The organism is Bacillus kexueae (genome assembly GCF_022809095.1).
Taxonomy (GTDB): domain Bacteria; phylum Bacillota; class Bacilli; order Bacillales; family Aeribacillaceae; genus Bacillus_BZ; species Bacillus_BZ kexueae.
This window is the reverse complement of record NZ_JALAZE010000003.1, coordinates 86,126-99,631: the sequence shown is the minus strand read 5'-3', so window position 1 is coordinate 99,631 and position 13,506 is coordinate 86,126. Positions and strand designations below refer to the sequence as shown.

14 protein-coding genes are annotated in these 13,506 nt (G+C 38.0%); 1 reads left to right on the top strand and 13 read right to left on the bottom strand.

The window, feature by feature from the left end; translation table 11 throughout:
- Nucleotides 1–156: 156 nt before the first annotated feature.
- The 9 genes from ML543_RS08000 to ML543_RS07960 form a co-directional block, all read right to left on the bottom strand.
- A complete protein-coding gene (locus tag ML543_RS08000) occupies nucleotides 157–2,349 on the bottom strand; it encodes a penicillin-binding protein (RefSeq protein ID WP_243386728.1) in 2,193 nt (730 codons plus the stop codon).
- 5 nt (nucleotides 2,350–2,354) lie between these two features.
- A complete protein-coding gene (ftsL, locus tag ML543_RS07995; protein WP_243386726.1) occupies nucleotides 2,355–2,714 on the bottom strand; it encodes a cell division protein FtsL in 360 nt (119 codons plus the stop codon).
- A 16-nt stretch (nucleotides 2,715–2,730) separates the two neighbouring features.
- Nucleotides 2,731–3,669 (bottom strand): 16S rRNA (cytosine(1402)-N(4))-methyltransferase RsmH, encoded by a 939-nt coding sequence (gene rsmH / locus ML543_RS07990; protein ID WP_243386724.1) that lies wholly within the window; start codon nucleotides 3,667–3,669, stop codon nucleotides 2,731–2,733.
- Between the two features lie 107 nt (nucleotides 3,670–3,776).
- Nucleotides 3,777–4,208, bottom strand: coding sequence for a division/cell wall cluster transcriptional repressor MraZ (mraZ, locus tag ML543_RS07985; RefSeq protein ID WP_243386722.1), 432 nt, complete (start codon nucleotides 4,206–4,208; stop codon nucleotides 3,777–3,779).
- 123 nt (nucleotides 4,209–4,331) lie between these two features.
- Nucleotides 4,332–5,957, bottom strand: a complete 1,626-nt coding sequence (gene bshC / locus ML543_RS07980) for a bacillithiol biosynthesis cysteine-adding enzyme BshC (protein ID WP_243386721.1) — start codon at nucleotides 5,955–5,957, stop codon at nucleotides 4,332–4,334.
- Nucleotides 5,958–6,048: 91 nt separating this feature from the next.
- Nucleotides 6,049–6,942, bottom strand: coding sequence for a 2-dehydropantoate 2-reductase (locus ML543_RS07975; protein WP_243386720.1), 894 nt, complete (start codon nucleotides 6,940–6,942; stop codon nucleotides 6,049–6,051).
- A 230-nt stretch (nucleotides 6,943–7,172) separates the two neighbouring features.
- Complete coding sequence (locus tag ML543_RS07970) at nucleotides 7,173–8,714, bottom strand: acyl-CoA carboxylase subunit beta (RefSeq protein ID WP_243386719.1); 1,542 nt, start codon at nucleotides 8,712–8,714, stop codon at nucleotides 7,173–7,175.
- Between the two features lie 13 nt (nucleotides 8,715–8,727).
- Nucleotides 8,728–8,943: an acetyl-CoA carboxylase biotin carboxyl carrier protein subunit gene (locus ML543_RS07965; protein WP_243386718.1), complete on the bottom strand. Its 216-nt coding sequence runs from the start codon at nucleotides 8,941–8,943 to the stop codon at nucleotides 8,728–8,730.
- 26 nt (nucleotides 8,944–8,969) lie between these two features.
- Nucleotides 8,970–10,313: an acetyl-CoA carboxylase biotin carboxylase subunit gene (locus ML543_RS07960; RefSeq protein ID WP_243386717.1), complete on the bottom strand. Its 1,344-nt coding sequence runs from the start codon at nucleotides 10,311–10,313 to the stop codon at nucleotides 8,970–8,972.
- 300 nt (nucleotides 10,314–10,613) lie between these two features.
- Here ML543_RS07960 and ML543_RS07955 point away from each other — a divergent pair, with 300 nt between their 5' ends.
- Nucleotides 10,614–11,090 (top strand): N-acetyltransferase, encoded by a 477-nt coding sequence (locus ML543_RS07955; protein ID WP_472924421.1) that lies wholly within the window; start codon nucleotides 10,614–10,616, stop codon nucleotides 11,088–11,090.
- 58 nt (nucleotides 11,091–11,148) lie between these two features.
- Here ML543_RS07955 and ML543_RS07950 read toward each other — a convergent pair whose 3' ends face one another.
- The 4 genes from ML543_RS07950 to ML543_RS07935 all read right to left on the bottom strand — a co-directional run bounded on the left by ML543_RS07950 (nucleotide 11,149) and on the right by ML543_RS07935 (nucleotide 13,493).
- The gene (locus ML543_RS07950; RefSeq protein ID WP_243386715.1) at nucleotides 11,149–11,739 is read right to left on the bottom strand and encodes an RsfA family transcriptional regulator; all 591 of its coding nucleotides are present in this window, start codon (nucleotides 11,737–11,739) and stop codon (nucleotides 11,149–11,151) included.
- An 88-nt stretch (nucleotides 11,740–11,827) separates the two neighbouring features.
- The gene (locus ML543_RS07945; RefSeq protein ID WP_243386714.1) at nucleotides 11,828–12,589 is read right to left on the bottom strand and encodes an enoyl-CoA hydratase/isomerase family protein; all 762 of its coding nucleotides are present in this window, start codon (nucleotides 12,587–12,589) and stop codon (nucleotides 11,828–11,830) included.
- A 188-nt stretch (nucleotides 12,590–12,777) separates the two neighbouring features.
- The gene (gene rpmF, locus ML543_RS07940; RefSeq protein ID WP_097159476.1) at nucleotides 12,778–12,951 is read right to left on the bottom strand and encodes a 50S ribosomal protein L32; all 174 of its coding nucleotides are present in this window, start codon (nucleotides 12,949–12,951) and stop codon (nucleotides 12,778–12,780) included.
- Nucleotides 12,952–12,983: 32 nt separating this feature from the next.
- Nucleotides 12,984–13,493, bottom strand: coding sequence for a YceD family protein (locus ML543_RS07935; RefSeq protein ID WP_243386713.1), 510 nt, complete (start codon nucleotides 13,491–13,493; stop codon nucleotides 12,984–12,986).
- Nucleotides 13,494–13,506 lie beyond the last annotated feature (13 nt).

Genomic DNA, 13,506 nt, shown 5'->3' with positions numbered 1-13,506 from the left:
CTCGCAGGCTCGTCTGTGGGGCCTCCGCTCGTGCAGTTCCCGCAGGAGTCGCCGTCAGCTTCTTTCAGATCATAGCCAAAAAATACAAAAGCAAGTGGAGAAAAACGACCCGTTTTTCTTCACTTGCTTCATTTTTTAAGGGCTTATCGGACAGCCTTATCTATCTTCCTCTTCAGAACTCTGTTCCGCTTCTTCACTACTTCCCTGTTCGGCGTGCCCATCCGTTTGCAAGTTAACCATCAATGTTGCACCTTCACTAACTTCTGTTCCCGCCTGGATGGATTGTGCTGCTACATAACCGTTTCCTTCAACATTTACATGTAAGCCGATTACAGTAGCCAATTTGTATACATCTCGTAATGACCAACCAGTTAAATCAGGTATTTTCATTGATCCACTCGTTTTTAAAATAACTTTTTCATTAGCAATCACATTCGTATCAGGAAGAGGATATTGATCGGTAATTTTATTTCCATCTCCAAGTGTAATTACTTCCAAAGATTGCTTTTGTAATGATTCTACAACTCTTTGCACTGTATCTCCTTTATAATCCTGCAATGTAAATCCGATCTTTGTTTCCGATGATTTTGGTTCCTCTGTTGTTTCAGGTTTAACACGTAAGTATTCCAAGGCGTTCTTCATAACCGTTTTAAAAATAAATGATACAGGTGCACTCCCTGCCTCGGTTGGTTCTAATTCTGGTTGCTGTACAGCGACATACATAATGAGCTTGGGATTATCTTTCGGAGCCATTCCTAAGAAGGAGAAAATAAAGTTCTCTTTTCCAGACAAATATCTTCCGTTTTCAAAAATTTGCGCAGTTCCTGTTTTTCCAGCTACTTCATATCCATCAATATGAAATACTTGACCGGTTCCATTTTCCGAACTGACAACTGTTCCTAAAATATCACGCGCTTCTTTAGCCGTTTCACTTGTAATCGGCTCTCCTGCAACTTCTGGTTCGTTATCCACTATCGTTTCATTCGTATCAGGATCGACAATCTTATCAATAACATACGGCTTCATCATCTGTCCGTTTCCTGCAACAGCTGTTGCCGCTTGAATTTGTTGAATTGGAGTGACAGAAGAAGCTTGTCCAAAGGCAGTGGAAAGTTTGTCACGTTCATACGTATATTGAATTGTTCCCGTTAACTCCCCTGGCAAGTCAATTCCAGTCTCCTCCATGAAACCAAATCGCTCTAAATATTGATAAAGTGTATCAAAACCTATTTTTTCTTTCGCAAGAATAGAAAAGGCAACATTTGATGAGCGTTGAACCCCTTCATTAAACGTGATGGCCCCCCACCCGACATTATTATGGTCTTTAATATCTTTTGCCCCTTGCACTGGGTAGGTGCCCGATTGAAACATATCATTTCCGTTATATACCCCTTCATTAATCGCAGCTGCCAGGGTGAAAATTTTCATTGTTGATCCAGGTTCAAAAGCGTAAGATATTGCATCATTATAGTAATTTGTGATATCCCGTACATTCGGGTCAAAACTAGGATACTGGGACATTGCTAATATTTCCCCTGTTTTCGGATCAGCGACTATTCCGATCATCTTTTTTGGATTATATTCTTTTCCAGCTTCCTTCATCGCATCATCTAAAAACGTTTGGATTTTTTGGTCAATCGTCAAATATACAGTATTTCCATTGTCCGGTGCGACAATTTCATCTTCACTAGAAGGCAATTTGAGTCCGTAGCTGTCTTTTTTATATTGAACGTAACCATCTGTTTCTTGCAAATATTCATCTAAATATGCCTCGACTCCTAGCTTTCCAACTGTCTTTTTCTCTTCTTTTATCGCAAATCCGAGGATATATGAAGCGAAATCTCCGTTTGGATAGAAGCGCTTCGTATCACGAATAAAACCAATACCTGGTAGTTCAAGTCTCTCAATCTCTTGTTTTGTGGAGAAGGTTAAATTTCGCCCTTTTGACCCAAACTCCACTTGCTTCCGGTCTTTATTTAAAATCGATAAAATTTCACTTTCTTCCATATTTAAAATTGGGGCAAGCTTTTCTGCCGTTTCTTCTTTATCCACAACGTGACGTGGTTCTTTTGCATTTTCAGTTAATTCTTCATCTAGCACAGCCACAATGGTAAATGTCGCGGTATCCTGTGCAAGCACTTCCCCATTTCGATCGACAATTGTGCCTCTTGTCGCTTCAAGCATCACTTGATTTGTATACTTTTCTTCCGCTTTCACCGCCAATACTTGTCCATCTACTTTTCCGGTTGCTTGGATATAAAAAAATCGGCCTAATAAGACAAAAAAGAGCAAAGCAAATATTAAGGATAATATTGCTGCTCCCCTGTTAATGTTTTTGCTTTTTTGCATATCGATCAGTCCTGTACACCTTTTACGTTATTTGGATTTAATGTAAGCCCTAATTCTTTTGCTTTCGCCCAGATACGTTCAGGATTGCTTAATTCATCTTGTTGAATAAGAAGGTCATTGTTCACTTTTTGTTGTTCGTTTACTTTCGCTTCAAGCGCTTGAATATCTTTGTTCACTTCGTATAACTTTACTTGATTTGACAAAATAAACACGGCACCGAATACAACAATCATCATAAACATGCCAAACAACATTTTTTCACCTAGTGTGAATAAAGGACGCTTTTGAACAACTACTTTTTGTTGGACTTGTTTCGACTGTTCATTTTGTTTCCGCTCTTGGATCTTAACGGCTAAATTGCTCATAAATCCTTAAACCTCCTTAATAATCAACTTTTTCCGCAATACGAAGTTTTGCAGATCTAGCTCGATTGTTGTCTTCAAGTTCTTCTTCACTTGGTATAATCGGCTTCCGTGTGATAACTTTAACCTTTGGTTTAAATTCTTCAGGTATCACTGGTAAATTCGGTGGTAACGGAGGTGTCTCGGCCGCTTTTTTAAATGTTACCTTACAGATTCGATCTTCAAGTGAATGGAAGGTAATAACTGAAACGCGACCTTTCGGATTTAATAAAGCAATAGCTTGTTCAATGGCTTCTTCAAACACTTTTAGCTCATCGTTCACAGCAATGCGAATCGCTTGAAAAATCCGTTTTGCTGGATGACCACCTTTTCGGCGAGCAGGCGCTGGAATCGCTTCTTTAATAATTTCAACGAGTTCGCCTGTTGTTTCAATAGGTTTGATTTGACGAGATGACTCGATTTTACGAGCAATTTGTTTTGAAAATTTTTCTTCTCCATACTGGAAAAATATTTTCACTAATTGCTCATACGACCATTCATTTACGACGTCGTAAGCAGAGAACGATTGGTCTTGATCCATTCTCATATCTAAAGGTGCGTCATGATGATAACTAAACCCTCTCTCAGGTGTATCTAATTGAGGAGAGGAAACGCCTAAGTCAAATAAAATTCCATCCACACTTTCAATTCCAAGTTCAGATAGCTTTTCCGTTAAAAAACGAAAATTACTTTTAATGAAAGTTACCCGTTCTGAGTATGGAGCTAGTCTCTCTTTTGCATGCATTAATGCGAAATCATCTTGGTCAAAAGCGATCAGACGTCCACCCTCTGTTAGTCTAGAAGCAATTTCAAAGCTATGGCCGGCACCGCCTAAAGTGCAGTCAACATAAATTCCATCGGGTTTTATGTTTAACCCGTCCACAGCTTCCTTTAATAGTACCGTTTTATGTTCAAACATTGTTGTAACCACCTTTAATTATCACAAGTTGAAATCACCTATTGCTGTAAATGGGAGAATACATCCATCACTCCCGATTCTAATTCTTATTATCAACATTTCAGTGATTATATATCAAAATCAATCATGTTTTCAGCTATTTCTTCAAACGATTCTTCTTGCTCTTCTACATATTTCTCCCAAACCTCTTTACTCCATAATTCAATTCGATTCGAGACTCCAATGACCACACAGTCTTTTTCTAACTTAGCATACTTTAGAAGCGGTGCAGTGATGTTAATTCGTCCCTGCTTATCAAGCTCACATTCAACCGCTCCTGAAAAGAAGAATCGTGTAAATGCACGTGCGTCTTTTTTCGTTAGTGGGAGCGACTTTAATTTCTCTTCCAGTAAACGCCATTCGTTTAAAGGGTATCCGAACAAGCATTGGTCAAGACCTCTCGTTAACACAAAAGTCTCCCCAAGCCCTTCTCGAAATTTAGCAGGTACAATCATGCGCCCTTTTACATCAATTGTATGATGAAATTCCCCCATGAACATACGATGTCCCCACTTTCTACCCTAAACTCACCACTTTCCCCCACTTTTCTCCACAACTATATTGTACTATTTATGGAAATAAAAAAAAACCCTGTTTTACACAGGATTTTTTTCTTTTCATCCTCATATTTTGACAACTTTATGTTTTCCGTTACAGGAATATGTCTGATGCTGTAAGTTCTTTACGAATTCAGGTCCATATTTGTTGATATAGTAAAAGACATTCCAAATTCGCTCTTGAGGAGCACCATTCGGTAATAAAGATTGTTCAATTCTTCTAAACTTATTCAATTCATTTTCATACTTTTCTTGCACCCGTTTTCGAACCGCTTTTTCCACAAAAGAGAGCTGATTCTCAATAAAAAATGCATTTTTCTCAAGAAGTGGTTTAAGACTTTTGTCAATCTCTAACGCTTTCTCTCTTAATGATCGGTGGATTTGTTCAACTTGTTCTTTCGCTTCTTCAACAAACGGTTGAATATTTACCGGTTGTTGTTTTGCCAACCAATCCTCACTCAACGAATGTACGCCTTTCCCCCACACTTCTTCCAAACTCAATTCCAATTCATTCAAGTCCGACTCAATGTGACGTTCCATGAAAGTGATATTGATACGCGGGACAACTGGGGGCATTTTCAAGCGGCATGAACAGAATGCCTCTCGAAGTTCGCCCCAATAAACAATCTCACCTGGGCCAGCTATAAATGCAAGGGTCGGCAATAACATTTCCTGCATTAAAGGTCTCGTGACTACGTTGTTACTAAAGCGCTCAGGAGAATCGCTCAAGATTTTTTCTAATTCTTCAGCCCCTACTGTAAGCCCGTGCTCAGGAATGCTGAATGTTGCTTCGTCTTCCTTTTTTAGCAAGAACCTTTCTTGATCATAGTGGAAGAATATGTTAACACTATTTTCTTTCATTTCAATGATTGGCTCGTATCCAAGTTCGCGCATGCTTTGTTGCTGCTTCATAACGGAATCATAGATTTCTCTATGGCCTTTTAACAAGTGATAAAAATATTCTTTTTCGATTTCACGCAGTTCTGGAGAAGCAGCATTTATTAAAACAAGTCCTGAATCACTGAAAAGATCCATTACAATATACTCAAAAAAGTCTACATAAGAATAAGAGTTTTGAATGAAGTCATCTATTTTTCTTAGTAAGTCATTCGTATAATTCGTTTCACCGAAATGCTGAAACACTTCATGCACCCATGCCATACAAGCCTTTTTATCCAATCGAATGTCGGACACCATACTCTTTTGAATCGGAATTTGACGTATGGACTTCTTTTTTACTTGGTTTTTATTCAAGACATGAACATGATTAATTTCTTCAAAATCATGGTCCTCTCCCGCAATCCAAAAAACAGGGATTACCGGGACACCTAGTTTATTTTCCTGTTCTTTCGCTAAAGAAATAATAGAAATGATTTTATGTATTGTATATAAAGGTCCTGTTAAAAGTCCTGCTTGCTGCCCACCGACTACAACAACAGCATCTTTCTGTTTCAATCGTTCAATATTATGAATAGTTGCCTCACATTGCGGAAACTTTCGATGATAGTTTCGTAAATATTGAGCAAGTTCGTCTCGCTTATAGGTCCGCACCTTAACATCTTTTAAACGCTTTTCAAATACATCTTCATCGTGAATACAATAATCAAAAAAATGATCCATTTGCCCTTCATTTTGTACATAATCCTTTACAAATGGATTCTTTATAGGAAGGGAGAGTTCATAAACCTCCATCGTATAAAACTTCCTTTCTGACTCATAATCTACTTTCCGACATTGAGTATAGCACGGATTGGAGTTCAAACAAAAAATTTTGCACTCATTTTTAACAATTTCGTTCTAACCCTTTAATTGAGTGAAACAAAAAAGTTGTCAACGGTACATCTTTATTTTGACTGGTTGCTCTATTTAAAATGTATCCTAAAATTGAATCGACTTCCGTTATGTTTCCATGCTTTAAATCCCGTAGCATGGATGATTCATTTTCAGCCGTTTTTTCACAAATCGCCAACAAATATTCATAGTATTCATCAAAATGATCTAACTCCAAAATACCCCATATTTCTTGAAACAACATATGCACCGTATTTTGAAAAGATGGGTTTGTTACAAGTTGACCATTTTTCACCTTCCAAAGTGCCGTTAATGGGTTGATTACCGCATTCACTAATAACTTTTTAGCTAGTAGAGGATACCATTCTTCTTCAAGTAGGACCGGAAACTCCCTATTTGTTTTCTCAGAAATAGTTGCAAGAATTGAATAATCATTATTCGGTTGGAATGGAGCGACAACGATTCGTCCTTCACCAGTATGGATTACCTCATTCTCACATTTCTTTAACACTCCATGTTCCACAACACCTACAAAAAGTTGGTGTTGTTTTAATCTCGATAATTGTTCAATATGGGACATTCCATTTTGCAAGAAAATAATAGTGCGAGCGGAAAGCTTCTCTAGTTCGTCAAGGATATTAGTTAAATGGTATTGCTTTACCGTTACAAATAGCACTTCTTCATGATATTGAGGGATGCTCTTAATTAGTTGTGGATTTAGCGATTTCTTTGTAACTCCTGTTACTTTGATTCCATTCTCCCTAATGATGTCTGCTTGCTGTTCTGTACGCGTATATAGGGTTACATTAAAGTGCTCGGACAAAAACGCGGTTAACAATAACCCTACAGCCCCTCCACCGATAACACCAATTTTCAACTTTCTCACCTACCCTTTCAATCTCCTTTGCTAAGGAATTGTCTAATTTAAAACATTCAAAGCTCCCGCCTATCGGCTAAGGTCAGGAAGACCTAAGTGGGAGAAGAGAGCCGACACATCAGGAGCGAAACGACCCAAGACGTTGGCGATTGGAGCTAGAAATCAGAAGGTAATATGTATAAAAATTAAGTCTAATATAAATTTAAAGAAGGTGACCGATACGGCCACCATTCTTTCAATTATACCGGATAAACCGGGTGTTTACGATCTGTAAATTTTAATTGTTTTGTTTCATAATAGTCAAGTCGTGTGCTTAATTCATCTCGTAATTCATTAGCACTTACTATTCCATCTACGATAAGCTCTGAAGCTAGTTTATAAATATCGATGTGCTCTTTATATTCTTTTTGTTTTTGTTGCACAAATGCGATTTTCTCTTTCGGATCATCGATTTCATTAATTTTATTTGAATATACTGCATTTACAGCTGCTTCAGGTCCCATTACCGCAATTTGAGCAGTAGGAAGCGCTAAACAAACATCCGGTTCAAAAGCAGGTCCAGCCATCGCATATAATCCTGCTCCATACGCCTTACGAACAATAACTGAAATTTTTGGAACCGTCGCTGAGCTCATTGCCGCAATCATTTTCGCACCGTGACGAATAATACCTGCCCGCTCTACCTTCGTTCCTATCATAAAGCCCGGAACGTCCGCTAAGAAAAGAAGCGGAATATGATATGCGTCACATAGTTGAATGAACTTGGCTGCTTTATCAGCTGAATCAACAAATAATACCCCGCCTTTTACACGTGGCTGATTCGCAACAATTCCAACAACATGTCCGTCAATTCTTGCTAATCCTGTAATTAATTCTGGTGCAAAGAGCTTTTTAATTTCAAAAAAGCTACCTTCATCAATCAATCCATTAATAAACTCATACATATCAAATGGAACGTTTTGATTTTCTGGTACAATCTCAGCCAATGTTCTTCCTTCTATCGGCAATTTCGGAGTTACTTTTTCCGTTTTTTCCTTATAGTTAGATGGAAAGTAGGAGAGGTAATTTCGCGCCAGCATAATCGCTTCTTTTTCATCACTTGCAAGGACATCCCCACATCCACTTACAGAACAATGCATTTTTGCGCCGCCCATCTCTTCTAACGTAACCTTTTCTCCAATCACCTTTTCCGCCATTCTTGGAGAACCTAAATACATGGAGGCATTTCCATCTACCATAATAACGATATCACAGAAAGCAGGGATATAAGCTCCCCCAGCTGCAGAAGGTCCAAACAATAAACAAACCTGCGGAATCTTTCCAGATAATTTCACTTGATTATAAAAGATTCGTCCAGCTCCACGGCGATTCGGAAACATGTCAATCTGATCTGTAATTCTCGCACCAGCTGAATCCACCAAGTATAAAAGGGGAACACAAAGTTTTTCAGCCGTTTCTTGAATACGGATAATTTTCTCAACTGTTCGCGCCCCCCACGAGCCAGCCTTTACCGTTGAATCATTTGCCATAACACATACCGTTTGTCCATTTATTTTTCCAATCGCAGTTACGACACCATCCGCCGGTAAATCTCCCGCTTCGTAGTTAGCAAATAGTCCATCTTCCTTATATGTTCCATTATCAAATAATAGTGACAATCGTTCGCGGACAAATAATTTATTTTGTTGTTTTAATTTTTCATGATACTTTGCATGACCACCTTTGTATACTTCTTCAATCCGCTCTTTCAATTGATTGTCTAAATGATCGGTTTTCATCATCTTCATCCCCCCCTTATTTCGAAATCGTTAATAAAACATCGCCCTCGTTTACAAAATCACCAATTTGTACTTTTACCTCATCAACGACTCCTGTCCCTTCACTTTGAACAGGAATTTCCATCTTCATCGATTCTAACGTAAGTACATCTTGACCAACTGTTACTTCATCCCCTTTTGAAACGTGAATATTTAATACTGTTCCTGCCATCGTAGATTTAATTTCTTGCATCTTCTATTCCTCCATTTATTCGAAAATTATGATTGAGCGATCGTTCGGCTTTCGAGATAATTCGTGCAATATTCACCATTTTTAAACGCTTCATCTCCAATTAATTCTTGGAATAACGGGAGATTCGTTTTAATCCCATTTAGCACAACAGCTTCAAAGTATTGCTTAGCAAGTAAAAGGGTGTCGTCACGATTCATTCCTTTCACAATGATTTTCGCAACGAGAGGATCATAAAATGGGGTAACTTTATCTCCTTGACGATATGCGTTATCGACAATGATTCCTTCTAATCTTGGTAACACAAGTTCTTGAATTTCACCTGGTGAAGGTAAAAAGCGAACTGGATCCTCAGCATAAAGGCGAAACTCCATCGCATGACCTTTTGATTGAATTTCATGCTGTTTTAGCGGAAGTTCCTCCCCATTCGCAACGCGAAGTTGCCATTCTACTAAATCAATATTTGTAATTAGTTCCGTTACACGATGTTCTACTTGCAACCTCGTATTCATTTCTAAAAAGTAAAAATGTTCGTTTTCATCAACAATAAATTCAACGGTTCCTGCATTCACATAACCAACATGCTTAGCAGCTTTTATTGCTGCCTCACACATTTTTTGGCGTGTTTCTTCTGAAATGAAAGGGGACGGAGATTCTTCCACCACTTTTTGGTTTCTTCGTTGAATAGAGCAATCACGTTCAAATAAGTGAACGACATTTCCGAAAGAATCAGCAAACAATTGTATTTCAACATGTCGTGCGTTTGATATCCACTTTTCGATAAAAACTTTATCTGATCCAAAATAAGCTTGAGCTCTATTTTTTGTCGTTTGGAAGGCTTTTTCTAGTTCAGACTCATCATGGCACTTTTGCATTCCTATGCCACCGCCACCTCCACTAGACTTAAGCATGACTGGGTAGCCAATTTGCTCAGCGAGCACTTTCGCTTCCTCTAATGTTTTTACACCTTCTGAACTTCCTGGTAAAATCGGTACGCCAGCTTCTTCCATTTTCTTTCTTGCTTCAACTTTGTCTCCCATAAGACCAATGACATCCGGAGATGGACCAATGAAAGTAATTCCTGCATCCATTACATTTCTAGCAAATTGTTCATTTTCAGATAAAAATCCGTATCCTGGATGAATGGCCTCCACATTTTCTCTTTTTGCAATTTCTAAAATGGTATCCGACTTTAAATAAGATTTCGCTACGGGACTTTCTCCAATTCGGTAGGCATGAGTCGCTTTCTCGACAAATTCGAGATTGGCATCGGCGTCGCTATAAACAGCAACTGTTTCGATTCCCATTTTTTCACACGTTTCAATAATACGCGTTGCGATCTCACCACGATTTGCAATTAGTACTTTTTTCAATGCCTTTCCCCCTTTGTTCATCATTCTCCATCCCCTGACAAATGGATACATTCGACATGAATTTCAAAAATTCCTCCTCTTTTCAAGAAAACGCTTTCTAAATTTTGAAATTTAGTTTTATTCAAAATAATCTTTGGAAAAAAGATTGATTTTTTTGTATAATGTCATTATTAGAAATACTTAACAATCATAAAAGACTCCCTTCGAATTTCTTATCAACGAGTCACGATTTAATTTATTAATATCCATTCTGTATAACAATTTATGAATTAACAGCAGCATAGATGGTTAAAGGGGGAAATGAACTTGACGAAAGTAGAGCGTTTACTTGTTAACTATAAAACACTTGAGGAATTTAAAAAATTTAAAGAATATGGACTTCAAGAGTTATCGATGCTTGAGGATTTACAAGCTAACATTATTGAAAATGATAGTGACTCACCGTTTTACGGAGTTTATTACGGGGATAAATTGGTTGCACGGATGAGTCTTTATCGAGTAGACAAAAGGTTTGATCAATACTTTGAACCAGCTCAAGACTATTTGGAACTATGGAAACTTGAAGTTTTACCTGACTACCAAAAGCGGGGATATGGTCAAGCGTTAGTAGAGTTTGCAAAATCTTTTGGGCTTCCTATTAAAACAAACCCACGTGTGAAATCAGCTCATTTCTGGGAGAAAATGGGATTTGTACCTGTCGATTATGATATGGAAAGAGACCGTGGAGAAAACCCTCTTGTCTGGTATCCTAAGGGCGTAACTGCAAAAGAATCGTAATCAAACGAAGAATACTACCTAACACAAAATAGAAGTCTAGACAAAATTGTCTAGACTTCTATTTTTCCACTCTTTCAAGATTTCCGTTCCGATCCATTTGAAATTTCACTTTCTTTTCCTCTTCTTGTAAAACAACCATCTTTCTGGCTTTTTCCATAATTTCAATTAACGCTCGATAATCTTCCTCAACTTCTTCCAAATGACGCTTAAGAGCACTATTTTCTTGCTCTAATTGAAACAGCTTTTCTCCAAGTGCATTCACTTTTCCTTTTAATTCTTGATTTTCACCCTGTAACTCTTCGATTGAATGCTTATCTTCTAACCCTTTTAAATATTGAATAATATCTTGTAAATTAAGGGCTGTTGTATTTTGATCGATTTTAGGTTCACTAGTTCCTTTAATCGTATCACGATTTTGTTTCCTTAATTCTTTTCGCTGTTTTTTTGCTAATTCAATTCCCGTAGTATATTGCTTGCGGACATACGAATTCCATCGGAAACCACAAGCTGCGGAAGTTCGCGATAATTTTTTTCCAACTTCTTCAAAAGCTGATAATTGGGTACCGCCTTCCCGAATATGACGTAGTACAACTTCCGCTAACAATAAATCTTCATCTTGTGTCCATGCGTCTTGACGTGTAGCAGACATCATCATCCCCCCCTAAAAAGCTGCTTTCCATTATCCCTTTGACACATTTTATGCAGCTAATAGAGTAGATAGACTACTAGAAGGTTGTCTACTGGCTCAAAAATTGATTCACAGCATTTATATGCTCTTCCTTTTCCCACAAAATTGAACAGCGGTTAATTTCTTCTTCCATCTTTTCTTTTAAACGTTGTTTCCACTCTAATACTTTGTTTTGTTTGTACGCTTTTAATACATCAACTGAGCAAGCTGTCACGGTGTTAATGTATTCATAGGCTTCTTGTTCAAAATAATCATCTTCTACAATTTTTGTTATAAACCCTAACGCGTGAGCCTCTTTCGCCGTATACACTTTAGCAGAGCATAACATTTCCATCGCTTGTGCATGCGGTAACTTTTCAAATAACATCGAAGCGCCTCCCCAACCGGTTGTAATTGCTAACTTCCCTTGTATAAAACCAACTTTTGCACTTCTTTTCGCAATTCGAAAGTCACATGCTGTTGCGATTTCACATCCCCCTCCTACTGCAGTACCATTTAATATAGAAAACGTCGGAATCGGAAGGGTCATCCATTCGTATAAAATATTCCCCATTCTTGATAACATGTTAAATGCTTCTTCTTTTGTCTTCAATTGGTGGAAAACGGATAAATCTCCACCCGAGCAAAATGCTCGTTCCCCTTCACCTATTAAGACTACACCCTTTAATGTAGCATTATCTTTTATTTGTGTAATTGCACTTTCAAATTCATCCATTAAATCAAAGTCGATTGCATTACGAACTTCTTGTCGATTAATCTTTAATTGTAAAATCCCGTCCTTTTCAGATTTCATTAATTTTTGCATGTTCATTCCATCCCCCTTTTGTAAACTAGTATACCAACTGTCCACAATAGAAGGAATATTGGTTCGAAATTATCAAAAAAGCGATTGTACATCCATCCCTAATCATTCCCAACATTCACATTCCACCAGAAAAAATGAAAAAGAGGCATCTTCAAGTTAGTTATCCTAACTTAAAGACACCTCTAGAAAGAAGATTATTTATTTACAACTTCTTTTCCTTTGTAAGTACCACAAGCTTTACATACGCGGTGAGCTAATTTCATCTCTCCGCAGTTCGGGCATTCTACCATGCCAGGAACTTGAAGCTTGAAATGTGTACGACGTAATCTTTTCTTCGTTTTAGAAGTTCTTCTAAAAGGTACAGCCATCTTTCCCACCTCCTTACAGAGAGTAAAAAATGTTATGAACGATTGTCATCTTGTTCAAAAAATTTCGCCAGACCTGCTAATCGTGGGTCAATTTTATTTTTTTGTTCTTCTTCTGAAATCAACTTCCAGTTATTTCCCTCTTGAGGTGCTGCATGATCACTAAACACTTGTAACGGCACTTCAAGGAGGACAAGTTCGCGAATGACAGGCATTAGATCAACCGTATCCCCTTGAACCGAATGTGTATTTTCATCGTTTTCATCGTAATCACTCGGCTTTAACAAAAATGTCTCAACCGTTTGAATCGTAAACGGATATTCCACATCGACAAGCGTCCGCGCACACGGTAGCGTCATGACACCAGATATCGTTAGATGGAACGTAACTTTTGACGAGCTAATATCAGCCTTTCCTTCAACGTGGATTGGCGATAATCCCCGCAAGTCTGAGTGCGAATTCACTAACTCGTTCAATTCAATGTTTTCATTAATCAGTAATCCTTTATCTTGTCGTTTAAACAATTCATGTACTGACCATTTCAAATGGTATCACCTC

Coding starts and splice junctions, on each gene's coding strand:
- ML543_RS08000 (WP_243386728.1), bottom strand. CDS start 2,349: ATGCAAAAAAGCAAAAACATTAACAGGGGAGCAGCAATATTATCCTTA.
- ftsL (WP_243386726.1), bottom strand. CDS start 2,714: ATGAGCAATTTAGCCGTTAAGATCCAAGAGCGGAAACAAAATGAACAG.
- rsmH (WP_243386724.1), bottom strand. CDS start 3,669: ATGTTTGAACATAAAACGGTACTATTAAAGGAAGCTGTGGACGGGTTA.
- mraZ (WP_243386722.1), bottom strand. CDS start 4,208: ATGTTCATGGGGGAATTTCATCATACAATTGATGTAAAAGGGCGCATG.
- bshC (WP_243386721.1), bottom strand. CDS start 5,957: ATGGAGGTTTATGAACTCTCCCTTCCTATAAAGAATCCATTTGTAAAG.
- ML543_RS07970 (WP_243386719.1), bottom strand. CDS start 8,714: ATGATGAAAACCGATCATTTAGACAATCAATTGAAAGAGCGGATTGAA.
- ML543_RS07965 (WP_243386718.1), bottom strand. CDS start 8,943: ATGCAAGAAATTAAATCTACGATGGCAGGAACAGTATTAAATATTCAC.
- ML543_RS07955 (WP_472924421.1), top strand. CDS start 10,614: ATGAACTTGACGAAAGTAGAGCGTTTACTTGTTAACTATAAAACACTT.
- ML543_RS07950 (WP_243386715.1), bottom strand. CDS start 11,739: ATGTCTGCTACACGTCAAGACGCATGGACACAAGATGAAGATTTATTG.
- ML543_RS07945 (WP_243386714.1), bottom strand. CDS start 12,589: ATGAACATGCAAAAATTAATGAAATCTGAAAAGGACGGGATTTTACAA.
- rpmF (WP_097159476.1), bottom strand. CDS start 12,951: ATGGCTGTACCTTTTAGAAGAACTTCTAAAACGAAGAAAAGATTACGT.